At 66.5% G+C, this 18,412-nt stretch carries 15 protein-coding genes; 5 read left to right on the forward strand and 10 right to left on the reverse strand.

From position 1 onward, the window contains the following. The 6 genes from Q7T84_RS09935 to Q7T84_RS09960 form a co-directional block, all read right to left on the reverse strand. The coding region (locus tag Q7T84_RS09935; RefSeq protein WP_304808300.1) for a heme-binding beta-barrel domain-containing protein at positions 1-312 on the reverse strand (312 nt) is incomplete at its 3' end. A 556-nt stretch (positions 313-868) separates the two neighbouring features. After that, positions 869-2,005 carry an acyl-CoA dehydrogenase family protein gene (locus Q7T84_RS09940; protein WP_304808302.1) on the reverse strand — a complete coding sequence of 379 codons (1,137 nt, stop codon included), beginning with the start codon at positions 2,003-2,005 and terminating at the stop codon, positions 869-871. Positions 2,006-2,049: 44 nt separating this feature from the next. Next, complete coding sequence (locus Q7T84_RS09945; RefSeq protein ID WP_304808304.1) at positions 2,050-3,255, reverse strand: acyl-CoA dehydrogenase family protein; 1,206 nt, start codon at positions 3,253-3,255, stop codon at positions 2,050-2,052. 99 nt (positions 3,256-3,354) lie between these two features. Then, positions 3,355-4,566 carry an acyl-CoA dehydrogenase family protein gene (locus Q7T84_RS09950; protein ID WP_304808306.1) on the reverse strand — a complete coding sequence of 404 codons (1,212 nt, stop codon included), beginning with the start codon at positions 4,564-4,566 and terminating at the stop codon, positions 3,355-3,357. A gap of 76 nt (positions 4,567-4,642) precedes the next feature. Continuing rightward, positions 4,643-5,854: an acyl-CoA dehydrogenase family protein gene (locus tag Q7T84_RS09955; protein ID WP_304808308.1), complete on the reverse strand. Its 1,212-nt coding sequence runs from the start codon at positions 5,852-5,854 to the stop codon at positions 4,643-4,645. Positions 5,855-5,926: 72 nt separating this feature from the next. Further along, complete coding sequence (locus Q7T84_RS09960; RefSeq protein ID WP_304808310.1) at positions 5,927-7,150, reverse strand: acyl-CoA dehydrogenase family protein; 1,224 nt, start codon at positions 7,148-7,150, stop codon at positions 5,927-5,929. Positions 7,151-7,363: 213 nt separating this feature from the next. Between Q7T84_RS09960 and Q7T84_RS09965 the strand changes: the two genes are divergently transcribed. Next, on the forward strand, positions 7,364-8,959 hold the full coding sequence (locus tag Q7T84_RS09965; protein ID WP_304808312.1) for a phosphatidylglycerol lysyltransferase domain-containing protein: 1,596 nt from the start codon (positions 7,364-7,366) through the stop codon (positions 8,957-8,959). Here Q7T84_RS09965 and Q7T84_RS09970 read toward each other — a convergent pair. Continuing rightward, positions 8,956-9,159, reverse strand: coding sequence for a hypothetical protein (locus tag Q7T84_RS09970; protein ID WP_304808314.1), 204 nt, complete (start codon positions 9,157-9,159; stop codon positions 8,956-8,958). The genes Q7T84_RS09965 and Q7T84_RS09970 overlap by 4 nt on opposite strands. Before the next feature lie 321 nt (positions 9,160-9,480). Between Q7T84_RS09970 and Q7T84_RS09975 the strand changes: the two genes are divergently transcribed. Genes Q7T84_RS09975 through Q7T84_RS09990 form a run of 4 tightly spaced genes read left to right on the forward strand, consistent with a single transcriptional unit; the run spans position 9,481 to position 14,639 of the window. Beyond that, positions 9,481-12,453: a peptidoglycan-binding protein gene (locus Q7T84_RS09975; protein WP_304808316.1), complete on the forward strand. Its 2,973-nt coding sequence runs from the start codon at positions 9,481-9,483 to the stop codon at positions 12,451-12,453. Between the two features lie 23 nt (positions 12,454-12,476). Then, positions 12,477-13,397, forward strand: coding sequence for a sulfite exporter TauE/SafE family protein (locus Q7T84_RS09980; protein WP_304808319.1), 921 nt, complete (start codon positions 12,477-12,479; stop codon positions 13,395-13,397). Beyond that, positions 13,397-14,161: a TIGR02186 family protein gene (locus Q7T84_RS09985; protein ID WP_304808321.1), complete on the forward strand. Its 765-nt coding sequence runs from the start codon at positions 13,397-13,399 to the stop codon at positions 14,159-14,161. The genes Q7T84_RS09980 and Q7T84_RS09985 overlap by 1 nt, the downstream gene beginning before the upstream one ends. 4 nt (positions 14,162-14,165) lie before the next feature. Continuing rightward, positions 14,166-14,639: a DUF3429 domain-containing protein gene (locus tag Q7T84_RS09990; protein ID WP_304808323.1), complete on the forward strand. Its 474-nt coding sequence runs from the start codon at positions 14,166-14,168 to the stop codon at positions 14,637-14,639. Between the two features lie 4 nt (positions 14,640-14,643). On the opposite strand, the gene pdeM is transcribed toward Q7T84_RS09990, so the two are convergent. From pdeM to Q7T84_RS10005, 3 genes are all read right to left on the reverse strand, one after another. Next, a complete protein-coding gene (pdeM, locus tag Q7T84_RS09995; RefSeq protein WP_304808325.1) occupies positions 14,644-15,375 on the reverse strand; it encodes a ligase-associated DNA damage response endonuclease PdeM in 732 nt (243 codons plus the stop codon). Then, positions 15,372-17,867, reverse strand: a complete 2,496-nt coding sequence (locus Q7T84_RS10000) for a ligase-associated DNA damage response DEXH box helicase (RefSeq protein ID WP_304808327.1) — start codon at positions 17,865-17,867, stop codon at positions 15,372-15,374. Before Q7T84_RS10000 ends, pdeM begins: the two co-directional genes overlap by 4 nt. A 39-nt stretch (positions 17,868-17,906) precedes the next feature. Then, on the reverse strand, positions 17,907-18,412 hold a 506-nt coding region (locus Q7T84_RS10005), incomplete at its 5' end, for a hypothetical protein (RefSeq protein WP_304808329.1).

Raw genomic sequence — 18,412 nt, forward strand, 5'->3', positions numbered from 1 at the left:
CCCGGTGGCCGGTTCCCACAGCCAGTAGCCGACCTGGTCATGGAAGGTAGAGTCCTCGTCGGACGCGACGATATGGACGTGATAGCTCAGCCCGTAGAATAGCTGCGGCCCGTTCGCCTGCGGATCGATGGGCTGCATCTCGATTCGCTCGAGATAGTCGCGGCGTTCGGGACCATCGGCCTTCGGGTTCAGGTCGACGCCTTTGCGTCCCTCCCACACGCCCGCCAACCGCGCCAGCGGTCCCAGATTGGCCAGGGTGTCGGGATCCACGTCCTGCGGTTCGGTGAAGATATCGTCGGGGAAGGTGATCATCGCGTCTCTGCTCGGGCCAAACCCGGTACTGCCTCTATCGGGATGGCCCTACGCGTCAAGCACGCTGGCGGTGCTCATCTCTGAAAGCGCCAGCGGCCTTCCTCGTCGTATTGAACGGCTCTGCCGCGCTTCCGTTTGGGCGTCCGCCTCGGCCCGGCGCAGACGCTCGCCGCCAAGCTCCACAAATGAAAACCCCGCCGGTTTGCATCGGCGGGGTTGTATATATCTGTTCGTGTGCGCCGCTTAAGTTGAGCGCGATCCTGCGTGAGTTAAAATACAAACGCCAAGATCGCCCCAACGACAACCACAAGACCAACGATGTAAATAATGCTGTTCATGACTGTTCTCCAGGGCAAGCTATCCGAGAGGCCAACCCCGCCTGATATGCGGTGCTTGGATCGTCCGGTGTTTGGTCTGGGACAATGAGCGGATTTGTCGGCGATTAGTTCCGTAGAAAATCACCGACGCGCTTCTGATCGACCGGAGCACAAATGAAAAGCCCCGCCGGTTCGCACCGGCGGGGCTTCGAGTTTCAGGCTCTTGCGGCCTGTGGGTCTTAGTAGCCCTGGATCTTCGCGTAGCGGTCGCGATGGTAGGACTGGCTGCCATAGGCCGCCTCGGCCGCACGAGCGCGCTTCATGTAGAAGCCCGAGTCGTGGGCGTCGGTCATGCCGATGCCGCCGTGCATTTGGACCATTTCGTTCGACACCAGGTGGAAGGTGTCGCCCATCTTGGCCTTCGCCAGGCTGACCAGTTCCGGCACGTCCGGGCTGTCGGCGTCGATCGCCGCCAGGGCGGCTTCGACGGCCGAGCGGGCCAGTTCGAGGTCGGTGAACATCTTCGCGGCGCGGTGTTGCAGCGCCTGGAAGGAGCCGATCACCTGGCCGAACTGAACGCGGACCTTCAGGTAGTCGAGGGTGGTCTCGAAGGCTTGGACGGCGGCGCCCAGCATTTCAGCCGAGACGCCGGCGCGGGCGCGGTCGAGGGTCTTTTCCAGGACGTCCCAGCCCTTGCCTTCGGCGCCCATCAGAGCGTCGGCGCCGACTTCGACCTTGTCGAAGGAGACGTTCGAGGCGCCGCGGCTGTCGGCCAGCTTCAGGTTGGTCTTGGTCACGCCCTTGGCGTCGGCGGGAACCAGGAACAGGCTGATGCCGTCCTTGTCGCCCGGCTTGCCCGAGGTGCGGGCCGAGACCACGAACAGGCCAGCGCCCGGGCCTTCCAGGACGAAGGTCTTCTTGCCGTCCAGCACGTAGCCGGCGCCGGACTTGGTGGCGCTGAGCGCGACCTTTTCCGGAGCGTGGTGCGCGCCTTCGTCGACCGCCAGGGTGGCGACCAGCGAACCGTCGGCGATCTTGGGCAGGTACTCGCCCTTCTGGGCGTCGTTGCCGCCCAGGATCAGGGCGCTGGCGGCCGCCAGGCCCGAGGCCAGCAGCGGCGAGGCGGTGAGCGTGCGGCCCATTTCCTCAAGGATCAGGCCCAGCGACAGGTAACCGAAGTTCGACCCGCCGAAGTCTTCCGGGATGATGACCCCGGCCCAGCCCATTTCCGCCTGCTCGTTCCAGGCGGCGGCGTCGTAGCCAAGTTCAACGCCCGAGTCGCGCATCTTGCGGAAGGCGGTCACCGGGCTCTTTTCCTGGACCCAGCTCTTCGCCGCGTCGCGGAGCATGCTCTGTTCTTCGTTCAGAACGGCCATGTTTCGAAATCCTATTCTCTAAAAATCTGTGGTTGTTCTGATGTTTAGCTATGTTGCGTCAGGTCGGGCAGGCCGAGGATGCGCTTGGAGATGATGTTGTTCTGCACCTCTTGCGATCCGCCGTAGATGGTCGTGGCCTTGCCGCCCAGCCACGAGCGGACAGCGGTCAGCTCTTCCGGCGCGAAGTCGGCGCCTTCCCAGCCCAGGCCCTGGTGACCCATGATTTCCAGGGTTAGTTCGGCCTTGTCCTGCATCCAGCGGGTGCCGGCGTTCTTCATGATCGAGGTGGCGGCTGACGGGCCCGAATTGCCCTTGGCTTCCATCATCGCGCGCACGGCGGTCTGCTGGAAAGCGCGGCCGTCGATCTCGTTCATGATGATGCGGGTGCGCAGGTCGCTGTCGGCCAGCTTGCCGGCTTCGTCGACGCCCACATAGTCCTTGGCCAGCTTCGGCAGCGGCTTGGCGCCGCCGTATCCGCCGCCGCCCGCGCCGCTGAGGCCCGAACGTTCGTGTTGCAGCAGACGCTTGGCGATGGTCCAGCCGCCGTTCAGCGGGCCGACCAGGTCCTTCTTCAACGCCTTGGCGTCGGGGAGGAAGGTTTCGCAGAAGGGCGAGTTGCCGGCGATCAGCGGGATCGGGCGAACTTCGACGCCCGGTTGGTCCATCGTGAAGAGCACGAAGGAAATGCCTTCATGCTTCTTGGAGGTGTCGGTGCGGACCAGGCAGAAGCACCAGTCAGCGTATTGAGCGCCGGAGGTCCAGATCTTCTGGCCGTTGACCAGGTAATGATCGCCCTTGTCTTCAGCCTTGCACTGAAGCGAAGCGAGGTCGGAACCTGCGCCCGGCTCGCTGAAGCCTTGGCACCACTGCAGATCACCACGAACGATCGGCGGGATGTGCTCTTGCTTCTGCTCTTCCGTGCCGTACTCCAGCAGGGTCGGGCCGAACATCATCACGCCCATGCCGCCGATCGGGTTGTAGGCGCCCGCGCGGCCCAGCTCTTGCTGGATCACTCGGCCCTGGGCCGAGGACAGACCGCCGCCGCCGTAGGCCGCCGGCCAGGTCGGAACGCCCCAGCCTTTTTCGCCCATAGCCTTGCGCCAGGTTTCCTGGTCGGCGCTGGGGGTGCTGCGCTCTTCGCGCATCATCGGATTCGCCTTGCCCTTCAGGGCCGGCGGGAAGTTCGCCTCGATCCAGTTCCGCGCTTCCGCGCGGAAGGCGTCGAGATCGCCGCCGCCAAAATCAGCCATTTAAATCGTCTCCTTAAAAATCAGGTCGTCTGAAAGTCGTTATGCACATCCCCGGTCGCTGAACCTAATTGGCTCGCGCGACCGGGTGTTGGCGTCACCCTAGTGGCTCTGCGTGAGGTCTGGGAGTCCCAGGATTCGCTTCGAGATGATGTTGTTCTGCACTTCGTTGGAGCCGCCATAGATCGAGCCGGCCTTGCCCGAGAGCCAGGAGCGGACCGCTGTGCGTTCCTCGTCGGTGAATTCGGCTCCGTCCCAGCCGAGGCCTTGGTGACCCATGAACTCCAGGGTCAGTTCGGCGCGGTCCTGGGCGACCTTCATATTGGCGTTCTTCATGATCGAGGTGGCCGCCGAGGGACCCGAGTTGCCCTGGGCTTCCAGCGCCGCGCGGCGAACCGTTTGCTGCAGGGCGCGCTGGTCGATCTCGTTCATGACGATGCGGGTGCGCAGGTCGCTGTCGGCCAGCCGGCCTTGCTCGTCGGCGCCGACATACTTCTTGGCGACGACGCCGAGCGCGTCGGGACGGGCGGCGGTGGCGCCGCGGCTGCCGTTCATGCCCGAGCGTTCGTGCTGCAGCAGGCGCTTGGCCACGGTCCAGCCGCCGTTCAACGGGCCAACCAGGTTTTCCTTCGGCACTTTCACGTCGGTGAAGAAGGTTTCGCAGAACGGCGAGTTGCCGGCGATCAGCTTGATCGGCCGAACTTCAATGCCCGGCTGGTGCATCTCGAAGACAACAAAGGAGATGCCTTCGTGCTTCTTGGTGAAGTCCGTGCGGACCAGGCAGAAGATCATGTCGGCGTATTGGCCGCCGCTCGTCCAGATCTTCGAACCGTTGACGAGCCAGTAGTCGCCCTTGTCTTCCGCCTTGGTTTGCAGAGAAGCGAGGTCGGAACCTGCGCCGGGCTCGCTGAAACCTTGGCACCAGCGGATTTTGCCGGTGACGATGTCGGGGATGTACTTCTTCTTCTGTTCTTCGGTGCCGTATTCCAGCAGGGTCGGGCCGAACATGCCGATGCCCATGCCGCCGATCGGGTTCACCGCGCCGATAGCGCCCATTTCCTGGGCCAGCACGCGGGCTTCGGCCGGGGAGAGGCCGCCGCCGCCGTAGGCCGCCGGCCAGGTGGGGGTGCCCCACCCCTTCGCGCCCATACGCTCTTTCCAGAGCGCATGGTCGCCGACCGGCTTTTCAGGGCTCATCAAGGCGGCTTGCTGCCCCTCGACGTCCTTGCCCAGGGATTTCGGGAAATTCGCTTCAAGCCACTCGCGGGCCTGTGCGCGGAAGCCTTCCAAATCGGCGCCGCCAAAATCAGCCATGAAAATTCTCCCTAATTATTCATTATGTTAGCAATATTGTAGCATGTCCCCCTCCCCACCGGGAGGGGGTGAAAAATCACTTGGGATCGGGCAGGCCAAGCACACGCTTGGAGACGACGTTGAGGTTGATCTCCGAGGTGCCGCCTTCAATAGAGTTGCCCTTGGAGCGCAGCCAGGTTCGCACGGCCGCGAGTTCGGGTTGGGCGAAGCCTTCGCCGGTCCAGCCGAGGCCAGCCGAGCCCAGGGCTTCGACGATCAGTTCGTTGCGGTCCATCGCCACCTTGGCGCCGGCATACTTCATGATCGAGGTCGCGGCCGACGGACCGTTGCCCGCTTTCGCCTCGTCGGCGGCGCGACGCACGGTCTGCTGGAAGGCCTGGACCTCCATCAGGTGCTCGGTCACCCGGCGGCGGAAGTCGCCGTCGGCGAGCCGGCCGCTTTCATCGAGGCCGACATAGTCCTTGGCCGCCTGCTTGACCGTCAGGGCCGTCACCGGCGCGCCGATGGAGCCGCCGCCGAGGCCGGCCGAGATGTTGTCGCGCTCGAACTGCAGCAGCCGCTTGGCCACCGTCCAGCCGCCGTTCAGCGGACCGAACAGTTGGTTCTTCGGAACCGTGACCTCGGTGAAGAATGTCTCGCAGAACGGGGAGGTGCCGTTGATGAGCAGGATCGGCCGAACCTCGACGCCGGGCGAGGTCATGTCGATCAGCAGGAAGCTGATGCCCTCATGCTTCTTGGAGGTGTCGGTGCGCACCAGGCAGAAGCACCAGTCGGCGGTATTTGCGCCGGACGTCCAGATTTTGCTTCCCGAGACCAGGTAGTGGTCGCCCTTGTCCTCGGCGCGGGTCTGCAGCGAGGCGAGGTCCGAGCCTGAGCCAGGCTCGGAGTAGCCCTGGCACCAGCGCACCGAGCCGGTGATGATGCCGGGCAGATGCTGGCGCTTCAGTTCCTCGGTGCCGTACTCGATCAGGGTTGGGCCGAACATCATCACGCCCATGCCGCCGATCGGGTTGCGGGCGCCGATCTTGGCCATCTCTTCGTGCAGGACCCGGGCCTGCTGGCGGGTCAGACCGCCGCCGCCGTATTCGGCCGGCCAGGTCGGAGTTCCCCAGCCCTTGGCGCCCATGGCCTCGCGCCAGGCCTTGGCGTCGGCGCTTTCCTTGCCGCCGCCCTGGGCCGCGAGCTGCGCGGCAGGGTCGGCCTTCAGGGCCTCGGGGAAGTTTTCGTCCAGCCACGCCTTCGCTTCGCTGCGGAAGGCCTCGGTGTCGTCGCCGCCAAAGTCAGCCATGAAATTCGCCTCTAGAAATGTCGTCGATCAAAACAAAGACGCCGCCCGAAAATAGGGCGGCGTCCGTCACGTTTACTTGGGGTCGGGCAGGCCGAGCACGCGCTTGGAGACCACGTTGATGTTGATCTCCGAGGTGCCGCCCTCGATGGAGTTGCCCTTGGATCGCAGCCAGCCGCGGACCGCCAGCAGTTCGCCGGGCTCGTAGCCGTCGCCTTGCCAGCCGAGGCCCTGGTGGCCCATGGCCTCCACCATCAGTTCGGAGCGCTCCTGGGCGAAGGAGGCGGCGGCGTACTTGATGATCGAGGTCGCGGCGCTGGGGCCGTTGGAGGCTCTCGCCTCGGCGGCCGTGCGCGCGATGGTCTGGCCGAGCGCCTGGAAGTTCATCTTGTTCTGGGTGACACGTTGACGCAGGTCGTGGTCGGCCATGCGGCCGGCTTCATCGACGCCGGCGTAGGTCTTGGCGATAGAGCCAAGGTCGCCCGCCGCGCCGCCGGCCCCACCGCCGCCGCCGAAGCCGCCCGAGATGTTCTGGCGCTCATACTGCAGCAGCCGCTTGGCGATCTCCCAGCCGCCGTTGACCTTGCCGACCAACGCGTCCTTCGGCAGGCTCACGTCAGTAAAGAAGGTCTCGCAGAATGGGCTTTCGCCAGAGATCAACTGAATAGGCCGCGTTTCCACGCCGGGCTTGGACATGTCGATCAGTACGAACGATATGCCTTCGTGCTTTTTCGTGGTGTCAGTACGGACTAGGCAGAAGCACCAGTCGGCCTTGTCTGCATAGGATGTCCAGACCTTCTGGCCGTTGATCAGCCAATGGTCGCCCTTGTCTTCACATCTAGTCTGCAGAGAGGCCAAGTCGGAGCCGGCGCCCGGTTCCGAATAGCCCTGGCACCAGCGAATCTCGCCATTGATGATCTTGGGCAGGTATTCTTTCTTCTGCGCCTCGGTCGCGTATTCGAGCAGCACCGGACCCAGCATCCAGATGCCGAACGAGGCGAGCGGCGCGTGATAGCGGCCAGCGGCGAGTTCCTGATCCAGCACGCGGGCCTGCGGCGCGGTCAGTCCGCCGCCACCGTATTCCTTGGGCCAGGTCGGGGCGGTCCAGCCCTGTTGCGCCATCTTGCGCATCCACACGATCTGCGGGTCGGAGGAGCCGGCGAAGGCGCGACCGCCCCACATGGCTTCCGGATCGCTCTTGACCTTCGGGTCGCGGAGTTCCGCCGGATAGTTGGCTTCCAGCCAGGCTTTCACCTCGGCGCGGAACGCCTCGAGATCGCCGGCGCCGAAATCGGCCATGGAATCCTCCCGTGATCGGATCTGCTTTTACGCCGGCCACATTAGCGTCGGGCGCCTCAAGAGCAAGGGGAACGAAACGGTTGTTTGACGTGGCGGTAGCGCGCTGCGTAGACGCCAAATCAGGCTATATACCGGCCATCTGGGGCGGCTGTTGGTGGGCGAATGAAATTCTGGCGGGAAGTTAAACCGGCGCTATTTGCCGCGGCGCCCACCGTGGCGGCCGTTCTCGCCCTCTTTGCGGGGATCATGCTGCTGGCCTCGGGGGCCACGCCGACGATCCCAGACCGGTTCCTGCGCATCTATGAAGTGACGCCAGTCGTCCTGATCGAGATCAGCCACTTCTTGTCCAGTATCCTCGGCCTGATCCTGGTGCTGCTGGCCTTCGGGCTCAGGGCGCGGCTGGACGGCGCCTGGGCCGCGACGGTCGCCACGCTGTTGATCGCCAGTCCGCTGGCGCTGCTCAAGGCCTTCGCCTGGGAGGAGGCGGCGACGCTGGCGATCTTCGCCGCCGTGCTGATCCCGCTGCGCGGCGCGTTCCCGCGCAAGGCGCGGCTGTCGCAGATGGAGGTCACGCCGGGCTGGCTGCTTTCGGCCTTCGCGGTGGTGTTCGGGGCGGGGCTGCTCGGTCTCTGGTCGTTCCAGCATGCCGACTTCGGCGACCAGCCGTTCTGGCGGGTGATGGCCGACGACGACGCCGCCCGCGCCATTCGCGCCTGGGTCGGCGCGGCCATCCTGCTGTTCGCTTTCGGCATCTGGCGAATGTTCGCCTCGGCCGCCACCCCGCGCGTGGTGGGCGAGGACGATCCCGAGCTTGAGCGGGTGCGGGCGATCTTGGCCAAGGCTGAGGAGGCTGAGCCTGGCTCGAACCTGGCTTTGCTTGGCGACAAACGCTTCCTGTTCTCGGCGTCGGGCGAGAGCTTCCTGATGTTCGGAGTGCGGGGGCGCTCCTGGATCTCGCTCGGCGCGCCCGTCGGCCGGCCCGACGAGCGCATGGATCTGATGTGGCGGTTCCGGGAGTTGGCTGACGCCCATGCCGCCCGGCCTGGGTTCTACGGCCTTGACGCCGAGCACCTGCCCGACGTGGTCGAGTTGGGTTTTGCAATCCACAAGGTCGGAGAGAGCGCCGCCGTGGCGCTGGACACCTTCACCATCGAAGGCACCAAACGCGGCAATCTGCGGCGCGCCTGGCGTCAGGCGAGCGAGGCGGGGGCGTCGTTCGAGGTGTTTCCGCCCGAGCGTGTCAACGAAATCATGCCGCAGCTCCAGGCGATCTCCGACGCCTGGCTGGTGCATCACGCCGGCGGGGACAAGAGCTTCTCGATGGGTGGTTTCTACCCTTCCTACGTGGCGGAGTTCCCGGTCGCGGTCGTGCGGTTCGAGGGCAAGATCATCGCCTTCGCGACGCTGTGGACCACGGCGTGCAAGAGCGCCTTTTCCATGGATCTGATGCGCTACATCGAAGAGGGGCCCAGGCGCATCATGGACTACCTGTTCGTTGAATTGATCGAGTGGGGCCGGCGCGAGAACTACCAGGCTATCGAGTTCGGCATGGCCCCGTTGTCGGGCCTGGAGGATCGCCCCCTGGCCCCGGTGTTGTCGCGGGTTGGCGCGCTGATCTTCGAGCGCGGCGAGGAGGTCTATAATTTCCAGGGCGTGCGGGCCTACAAGGGCAAGTACGATCCGGTCTGGCGCCCGCGCTACATCGCCGCGCCCCACAAGTGGGCGATTCCGCTGGTGTTGGCCGATATGGGGCTGCTGACCTCGGGTGGCGTCGCCGGCTTGGCGAAGCGCCCGAAGGCCGAGCGCTAGCGGCCGGTCTTCACGCCCAGCAGGTTCACGACGTGGACGATCAGGAACATCGCGAAGGCCGCCGCCGTGACCATGATGAAGCGCCAGGGGATCAGCCGGGGGCCTTTCATGACGTCCGGCGGCTTGGATCCGCGCCAGCCGGCGAAGGCCGCGATGAAGAGCAGCGCGGCGCAAAGCGCCAGGGTCACGTTCAGGGTCATCCCGGCTGCGCCTACCCCAGCGGATGGGGGCGGTAAAGGTGAAGCCGCTATTAACCCTTAACTCGGCATTAACCGAATTTCGTCTTGTTCCTATGCTACACGCTGTAATCCACAGGCTTTCGCCCTAGGCGCAATATCTGGTGTTAAGGATCCGTTTACACACCACGGATCGGTGCTAGCTTCGCAATTGGGCTGGGAGAACGATTCGATATGACGTCGGGGGCGCCCTGGAGTGTCAAGGGGATCGACCCCAAGGCGCGGGAGGTTGCAAAAGACCTCGCTCGCCGCTCCGGTATGACACTTGGAGAATGGCTCAATCGGGTGATCCTTGAGGACGAGGGTCCCGAGGAGATCACGTCTCAAACCTATTTCGACGAGCGCGCCGGGCGTCCGGATCGTCCGCAATTCACGCCACGTCTTGTCGAAACCTCCGAAGCGCAAGGTTCTGAACCTGATCGCGTCGCGGTCGCCCTCGATCGCTTGGGCGGCGGCGTCGAGCAGGAGGGGATCCGCAAGACCCCCGCCGCCATCGCCGCTGAAGTGGTGATGCGTCAGGCCATGGCCCGCATCGAGGCGGCCGAGCGCGAGCATGTCGCCGTCGCCGCGCGCTTCGAGGGCGCGATCCACGAAGCGCGCGCCGAGAATTCGCGACTGGCCGAACGACTGCGGCGTGTCGAGGCCGAAGCTGCCGGGCCGCGTTCGGCCGAGGCGCTACGTTCGCTGGAAGCGGCGCTCGGCAAGATCGCCAGTCACCTGCATGAGGGCGAGGGCCGCACCCGCGAGACCATCGCCGTGATGGAGCGCCGCCTGCAAGAGATCGGCGCCCAGGATGATGCGTCCGCCGCCGCTCTGATCGAAGAAGTCGTCAACCGGGTCGATGCGCGCCTGAGCGACGCCGAAGCCCGCACCGCCGACGCCTTTGTCAGCCTTGGCCAAGCGTTCGCTCATCTTGACGAGCGTGTGGACGCGGTCGATCGCGGCGGCGCGGCCAGTATTGACCGCCGGCTGGAAGACCTGGCCGCGACGCTGTCGCAGCGGGTCGATGTGGTCCGCGAGGAAATCGCCGAGAAACTGCAGGCCTCCGCGGACGGCCGCTTTGGCCGCATGGAGCAACAGCTCGGCGAAATGGCCGCCCATGCGGCGGAACAGGTATCGAGCGAGGCCATTGAGAAGATGGGCCGCGAGGTCCTGACCATGGCCGACACCTTGAACCGTCGAGTCCAAGACGCCGAGAATCGCAGCGCCGACGCCATCGAGCAAGTCGGCGGCGAGGTCGCGCGCATCGCCCAGGCGATGGAAGCGCGGTTTGGTCGTTCGGAAGGCGACCACGCCGAGGCGCTGGAAAAGCTCGGCTCCGAGATCGCCAAGATCACCGAGCGTCTGACCGAACGGATCGGCAGTTCCGAACGTCGGGCCGCCCAAGCCATCGACGATGTCGGCGAGCAGGTCGCTCAGGTGAGCGAGCGGCTCAGCCAACGCCAGGAACGCTCTTCCGAGGACCTAGTCGAACGCATTCGCCAGAGCGAAGAGCGCACGGCCCGCCTGCTGGACGAGGCGCGGGCGAAGGTCGATCACAGCCTGGCTGAATCCCAGCGCCGGCTCTCCGAACAGGCGCTGGCCGCCGCGCCGGCTCCGCGCCTGGTGCGCGATGAGCTGGTGTCTCCCTTCGCCGCTGATCCGCTTCACGACCTTGGCCCGGCCGAACCGTCGGGCGATCCGCTAGCGCTGCAAGCCTTCGCCGGTGGCGATGCGGTTGCGGAGCCGCAGGTCGATGCACCCGAGGCTCCGCTGCGCGAAGGCGTTGAGACCAGCGTCGCGGTGTTCCCCGACACCACGGCGGCCGTAGCCTTTGACGCTGAAGACTATGAGGCCGCAGACGGGTTCACACCGGTCGCGCCGAGCGTCGAGGCCGAGGCTGACGAGGCCGAGTTGGAGCTCGCGCCTGAGCCTGAAGCCGCCCCGGAGCCTGAAGCGGCGCCGGTGATCGCCGCGGCGCCTGAGCCAGAAGCCACCGAGCCGGAAGTGGCCGAGCCGGAAACAAATGAGCTAAACGCCGCGGCCTTCGATCTCGCGCCGCCCGACGCTGAACTGGAAGAGCCGGCGGCCGAGCCTCAACCCGAGCGCCCGCTCACCACACGTGAAGTGATCGAGCAGGCCCGCGCGGCCGCTCGTGCGGCGTCTGGCGGCGAAGGCAAGAAGCCCGGCGCCAAGGTCGAGAAGCTCAACAAGCCCGCAAGCGCCTCGCTGTTCTCGAGTTTTGGCCTGCGCCCCAAGCGCGTGGCCGGCGGATCCCTGCAAACCGCCCTGTTGGTGGCGGGCGGCGCGGCGTTCCTGAGCCTGGGGGCGGCGAGCTACTTCGTCGCTGACGGCCAACCGCGCGGCGATCAGCCCCAGCGTGTCGCCGACGCCTTGGCGGTCGCCGAGAGCGATAGGGCCGGCGAAATTTCGACTGGTGAAGCGGACACCACGCCGCTGGCGGCGATCGCTATCACGCCTCAACCCATGGGCACGGTCCGGCCTCCGGTGGCGGCGACCGAGTCGGCTGAACTGGCGAACCTCTATACGGACGCGGTCCGCGCCATCGAGACCAAGGCGCCCGGTGGCCTCGACAGCCTACGCAAGGCCGCCAATCTTGGGCACTCGCCGGCCCAGTTCTATCTCGCCAAGCTCTATGAGAACGGCGAGGCAGGTCTGAAGAAGGACCCGGCCGAGGCTCGCCGCTGGACCGAGCGCGCCGCCCAGGGCGGCAATCGCCACGCCATGCACAACCTCGGCATCGCCCTGATCGAAGGCAAGGGCGGTCCCAAGAACGCGACGCTGGCCGGCCAATGGTTCCGCCGCGCCGCCGATCTGGGCCTGGTCGACAGCCAGTACAATCTGGGCGCGCTCTACGAGCAGGGCCTGGGCGAGACCCAGAACGCCGCTGAAGCCTACAAGTGGTACTTGGTCGCCGCCCGCACGGGGGACGAGGAAGCCCGCAAGAGCGCCGCCCGCGTCCGCGCCGGTCTATCGCCCGAGGCGCGCAGCGTGTCCGAACGTGCGGCCCAGGGCTTCCGGCCGACCGCCGTGAACCCGTCGGCCTCCGGCGCTGAAGTCGCGGTCGCCCCGGCCGCGGCCGTGGTCACCGCCCAGCGGGTGTTGTCGCGGCTCGGCTTCTATCAAGGGCCGATGGACGGCGTGTCATCGCCCGCCCTGACCATGGCGGTCGCCGCCTATCAGCGCGAACAGGGCTTGGTGGCGAACGGTGGCCTGGATCAGGCGACGGTTTCCCGGTTGCAGGTCTTCACGCGGTGACGCGCGCCGAGTAAGGGGCGCTCTTGGACATCTATCTGCCCATAGCCGAGGTATCGGTGAACGCCCCACTGCTGATCGCGCTTGGCGCGGCGGTGGGTTTCATCTCGGGCCTTTTCGGCATCGGCGGCGGCTTCCTGATGACGCCAGTGTTGATCTTCCTGGGCATTCCACCGGTGGTGGCGGTGGCCAGCGAGGCCAATCACGTTGCGGCTTCCTCCACCTCCGGCGTCATCTCCTACACCCGGCGCAAGGCCGTCGATTTCCGGATGGGCGGGGTGCTGGCTGCTGGCGGGGCCGTCGGGTCGATCATCGGCGTCGAGATCTTCCGCTGGCTGCGCCTGCTCGGCCAGGCCGACCTCGTGGTGTCGCTCTCATATCTGATTTTCCTGGGCGTCATCGGCGCGCTGATGCTCAGTGAATCCCTGTCCTCGATCTTGCGCAGCCGTCGTGGCGATCCGCCAAAGCGTCGCAAGGATCGACGGCCGCCCTGGCTCTACGGCTTGCCGTTCAAACTGCGGTTCCCGCGCTCGCGGCTCTATATCAGCGTCATCCCGCCGATCGTGCTGGGCGTCTTCGTCGGTATCCTGTCGGCGATCATGGGGGTCGGCGGCGGCTTCGTCCTGGTGCCGGCGATGGTCTACATCCTGCGCATGCCGGCTGGCGTGGTGGTCGGGACCAGCCTCTTCCAGATCATCATCACCACCTCGCTGACCAGCGTGCTGCAGGCCGGCCGCAACCAGACCGTGGACGTGGTTTTGGCCACCCTGCTGCTGATCGGCGGGGTGCTGGGCGCCCAGGTCGGGGCGCGGGCCTCTTCGCGCTTCCGGGCCGAGGAATTGCGCGCCCTGCTGGCGCTGATCGTGCTGGCGGTCGGCCTGCGCATGGGCCTTGGGCTGTTCTTCACGCCTTCCGAACCCTTCGTGCTGATGACGGCGAACGGCTGATGCCCTACGCCGCCCAGCCAGAGACCCCGCCCGCGGCCATCTCAGCCGCCCTGACCACGACCAACGTGCGGGTCACGTCCAGCTTTCGCGGCGCGCGCATCGTGCTCTACGGCGCGGTGTTCGATCCGACCACCCAGCCGAGCGACGTGGTGGTCATCGTGCGGGGTCCCGACGCGCCGCTGCGCCTGGCGCGCAAGACCCGCGTGGCCGGCGTCTGGGTCAATTCCCGGCCGGTGGTGTTCGAAGGCGCGCCTGGCTTCTACATGGCCGCCTCCACCCGGCCGCTGGGCGAGATCGCCAGCTTCGGAACCCTCCGGCGGCTGGGCGCCGGCGTCGACCACCTGGCGATCAACGCCCCGCTCGAGGAGCGGACGGAGACCCGCTACGGCGTGCGCGACGTGGTGGTCAGCCGGCTGGGTCAGGACTACCTGGATTGGCGCCGTGCAGTCGTGCGGCTGAAGGAGGAAAGCGGGCTCTACGCCGCCGACGAACGGGGCGTGACCTTTGTGGACCGCGGCCTGTTCAAGGCCGAGATCGACCTGCCGACCGCCGCCCCCATCGGCGTCTATACCGCCGAGATATTCCTGTTTCAGAACGGCCAGCCGGTGTCGCGGCGCATGCGTGGCCTGACCGTGGAAAAGGCTGGGGTTGAGCGCGCGCTTTACCTCTTCGCCCACAACCGGCCATGGTCCTACGGCTTGGTCTCGGTGGCGATCGCGCTGGCCGCCGGCTGGGCCGCCTCGGTCGTCTTCCGGAGGAACTGACCGCTTGGACATCCGCAACGACAACGACGTTCATGCCGAAGCCTCGGCGCCCCTGGCGCTCTGGGCCATCGCGCTGCTCTGCCTGGCGCCGTTCCCGATTTCCGCCGTGGCCTATGTGTTCGGGCCAGCCGACGTGACCGGGCCGGCGCTGACGGTGTTGCTGACCTGGTCGGCGGTGGTCTTGGGCTTTTTGGGCGGCATCCGCTGGGGACTGGAGAGCGCCCGCGCCGCGCCGCGCTGGACGCGGCTGGCGATGTCGATCGTTTCGCCGAGCGCCGCCTGGGCCCTGGTGTTCGCCCGAGGCTCCATCGACACCGCCTGGCTGCTCTGCGGCTTCATGGCGGCCTTCATCCTGCAATGGCTGTACGACCACGCCGCACCGGACGTTCCGGCCCGCTACCCGCGCCTGATGACCACCCTGACGCTCGGCGCCTGCATCTCTCTGGCGCTGGCCTTGGAGCAGGCGCTGCGGATGTAGGGCGCTAGTCGCCCGCGACCGATCGCCAACCGACGGCGTGGACCCGGTCGGCGCCCAGGGCTCCGCACAGCGGGGCCTGGGAGAACAGGCCTGCGAAAGCCTCATCCCTGATGTTCAGCCCGCCGGCATAGGCGCCGAAGGCTGGCACCACCATCCGAGAGCCATCCGTGACGAAGCAACGTCGTCGCACGCTGCCGCGCGAGGCGACGACGCGGGCGCAAGGGTGCAAGTGGCCGGCGACCTCGCCGATCTGAGGGCCTGGGAGCGGCTCGTGGCGCAGGATCAGGCCGGCGATAGCGATCTCATCGGCGACATTTCCCGGCAGGGCGCGTGGTCCATCGGCGTCATGATTACCGATCACCCAGATCAGCCGAGTCGCCCCGGCCAAGGACCTAAGCGTCTGGGCGTCGTCGCGGGCCAGGCGATCTTCCGACTTGCGGTCATGGAAGGTGTCGCCCAGCAGAACCACCGTGTCGGGCAGGGTCGCCATCACCTCGACCTGCAGGCGGCGCAGGGTCTCGCGGGTGTCGTAAGGCGGCAGCATCTGGCCGCGCATGGCGTAGGCCGAGCCCTTTTCCAGGTGCAGGTCGGCGACCACCAGCATCCGCTGGTCCTCGATCCACAGCGCGCCGCTGGCCCGCAGGGTCACGGCCGCGCCGTTCAGCCTGGTGCGTAGGCCGCCGCAAGGGCTGGCCGCGAAGGCGTAGGCGGGCGACGGAGAGGCGAGCGCGCTCACGCCAGGGCCTCGGCGATCAGGTCTTCCTCGGCCTCGGCCAGGATCATTTCACCGGCCTGGCCAGGCGAGCGTTCCTTGCCAATCTCCAGAAGAATCGGGACCGAGAATGGCGAGAGGTGGTCTAGCGGCGAGTGGCGAATACGGCCCTGGATGCGCTCCAGCAGCAGGCCCAGGCGCGCGACGTCGATCAGGCCGGTCGCGGCGTCCTCGCGCGCGCAGCGCAGCAGCAGGTGGTCGGGTTGGTGTCGGCGCAGCACGTCGTAGATCAGGTCCGTGGAGAAGGTCACCTGGCGCCCGGTCTTCTCCTGTCCCGGGAACCGTCGCTCGATCAGGCCCGAGATGATCGCACAGCCCTTGAAGGCGCGCTTCATCATGAAGCTTTCGGCCAGCCAGGATTCCAGATCATCGCCCAGCATGTCCTGGGCGAACAGTTCGTCGAAATCGAGTCCGTCCATCGGCTTCAACGCCCAGATCGCCATCGCATAGTCGTTGCAGACGAAGCCCAGCGGCGCAGCGCCCTTCCGCTCCAGTCGCCGGGTCAGCAGCATGGCGAGCGTGGTGTGGGCGAGGCGTCCCTCGAACGGATAGACCACCATGAAGTGGCGTTTGCCGCGCGGGACGGTCTCCAGCAGCAGGTCGTCGGCCGGCGGGATCAGCGAGTGGTCGCGCTGGATTTCCAGCCATTCACGGACGTCGGCGGGCAGCACCTTCCAGTGCTCTTGGTCATACATCAGCTCGCGGACTCGCTTGGCGAGAAAGGTCGAGAGCGCGAACTTCGAACCGCCCCAGGATGGCATCTTCGGATCGCGATTGGCCGCCGGGCTGACCAGCACCTCGGTCCCGGTGACGCCGACCAGCGCCCAGACCTGGCCGGCGAATACGAAGGTGTCGCCGGGGTCGAGCATCTCCAGCATGCCTTCCTCGACCTCGCCGATCTTGCGACCGCCGCGCCGCGCCTTGCCCATGGCGATCCGCACCGTGAGCATGGCCGGCGAGACGATGGCCCCGACGTTGAGGCGGTGGCGTTGGGCGGTCTCGGCGTTGCGCACCCGCCAGAGCCCGTCCTGGCCCTGCACGATCCTGCGGAACCGATCATAGGTCTTTAGCGCATAGCCGCCGGTCGAGACGAAATCGACGACCTGCTCGAAGTCCTCCCAGATCAGGTCGCGGTAGGGGCCGGCGGAGCGGACCTCGTCATAGAGCGCGATCAGGTCGAACGGTTCGGAGCAGGCGCAGCCCATGACGTGCTGGGCCAACACGTCCAGCGCGCCGATCCGGGTCGGTTCCCCGTCGAAGCGGTTCTCTGCGATGGCCTCGCGGGCGGCCTGGCACTCCAGCATCTCAAAGCGGTTGGCCGGCACGAACAGCGCGCGGCTGGGTTCATCCAGCCGGTGGTTGGCGCGGCCGATCCGCTGGACCATCCGCGAAGCGCCCTTGGGCGACGCTAGCTGGATCACCAGGTCGACGTCGCCCCAGTCGATGCCCAGATCGAGCGTCGAGGTGCAGACCACGGCCCGTAATTCGCCCCGCGCCATCGCCGCCTCAACCTTGCGGCGCTGCTCGGCGGCGAGGCTGCCGTGGTGCAGGGCGATAGGCAGGCTGTCTTCGTTCAGCCGCCACAGCTCCTGGAACGCGAACTCGGCCTGGAAGCGGGTGTTGACGAACACCAGGGCGGTCCTGGCCTGCTTGATGGTGTCATAGACCTCCTGCATCGCATGCTTGGCGGTATGGCCAGCCCATGGGACGCGGCCCTCCGACAGTAGCATGTCGACGACGGGTTGCGCTCCAGGCGGGCCGCGCACGAGGTCCACGGTTTCGTGCGGGGGAGGGGTTGGCGAGCCGTCCTCCTCGATCCTGCCATAGGCCATCCATCGGCGGATCACGTCGGGATCGTCCACCGTCGCCGACAGCCCGACCCGCCGCAGGTTTGGCGCGAATTGCTGCAGCCGTGCGAGGTCGAGCGCCAGCAGGTCGCCGCGCTTGGTCGAGTGCAGGGTGTGGATCTCGTCGAGGATCACGCAGGACAGGTTTTCAAAATAGAGCCGCGCGCCCTCCCAGGCGCAGAACAGCGCCAGTTGCTCAGGCGTGGTCAGCAGGATGTCCGGCGGCTTGACCCGCTGGCGCGCACGCCGCGCCTGACCGGTGTCGCCGGTGCGGCTCTCGGCGGCGATGGGCAGGCCCATCTGGAGGATCGGCGCCATCAGGTTGCGTTCGACGTCCACGGCGAGCGCCTTCAGCGGCGAGATGTAGAGGGTGTGGATGCCCTGCGGCGTGTTGGACGGCGGCCGCTGAGCCAGGTCGATCAGGCTGGGCAGGAACCCCGCCAGGGTCTTGCCGCCGCCGGTCGGCGCGATCAGCAGCGCGTCGCGGCCCTCACGCGCCTTGGCGATCATCTCCAACTGATGCGCGCGCGCGCTCCAGCCCCGGCTCTCGAACCAGGCGGCGAATTTCTCGGGCAAGAGATCGGGCGGGGTCGCCGCGGCGTCGGCCATCACCCCATATGATGTTCCCGTTCCGTTTCAGGCAAGGTGCTATGAAGCCCAGATCAGAATCGCGACGATGGCGAGGAACAGGATCACCAGACCCAGGACCAAGGGCGCCTTTCCGGTTCCGCTGGAAGCGGGGGCGTCGGCCCGGTTGCTGGCGACCCTAAAGAATTGCAGATTCTGGCCGATCTCGCCCTCGGGCTCCCAGCCGCCAAGGGCTTCTGCGAGCTCCAAGGGAGCCATGGATAGGAAGTCCTCTGAATCGTCGTCGTCTGGGTCCCGCTTCGCAAGATGGCGGTCTCGGATCACCGCGAACTCGCTAGGTGGGTCACCCTGCACGATGAGGTTGTCCCCGACCTCCTCGTCGTAGAGGCGTTCGGTCTCGCCTGCGGTTTCGGTTGCGACAGACCAAATCTGCCGGCCGTCTTCATAGCCCCAGACGATGCTCGTGCAATCGTTGCCTTCGGCCCTGGCCGCGACCAACGAGGCGCCCCGGGACAGTTCTGTGACACGATCAAGCGACAGCTCGCCATAGTCCGTGACGAAGACCA

The organism is Phenylobacterium sp. (assembly GCF_030654915.1).
In the GTDB taxonomy this organism is placed as follows: Bacteria; Pseudomonadota; Alphaproteobacteria; order Caulobacterales; family Caulobacteraceae; genus Phenylobacterium.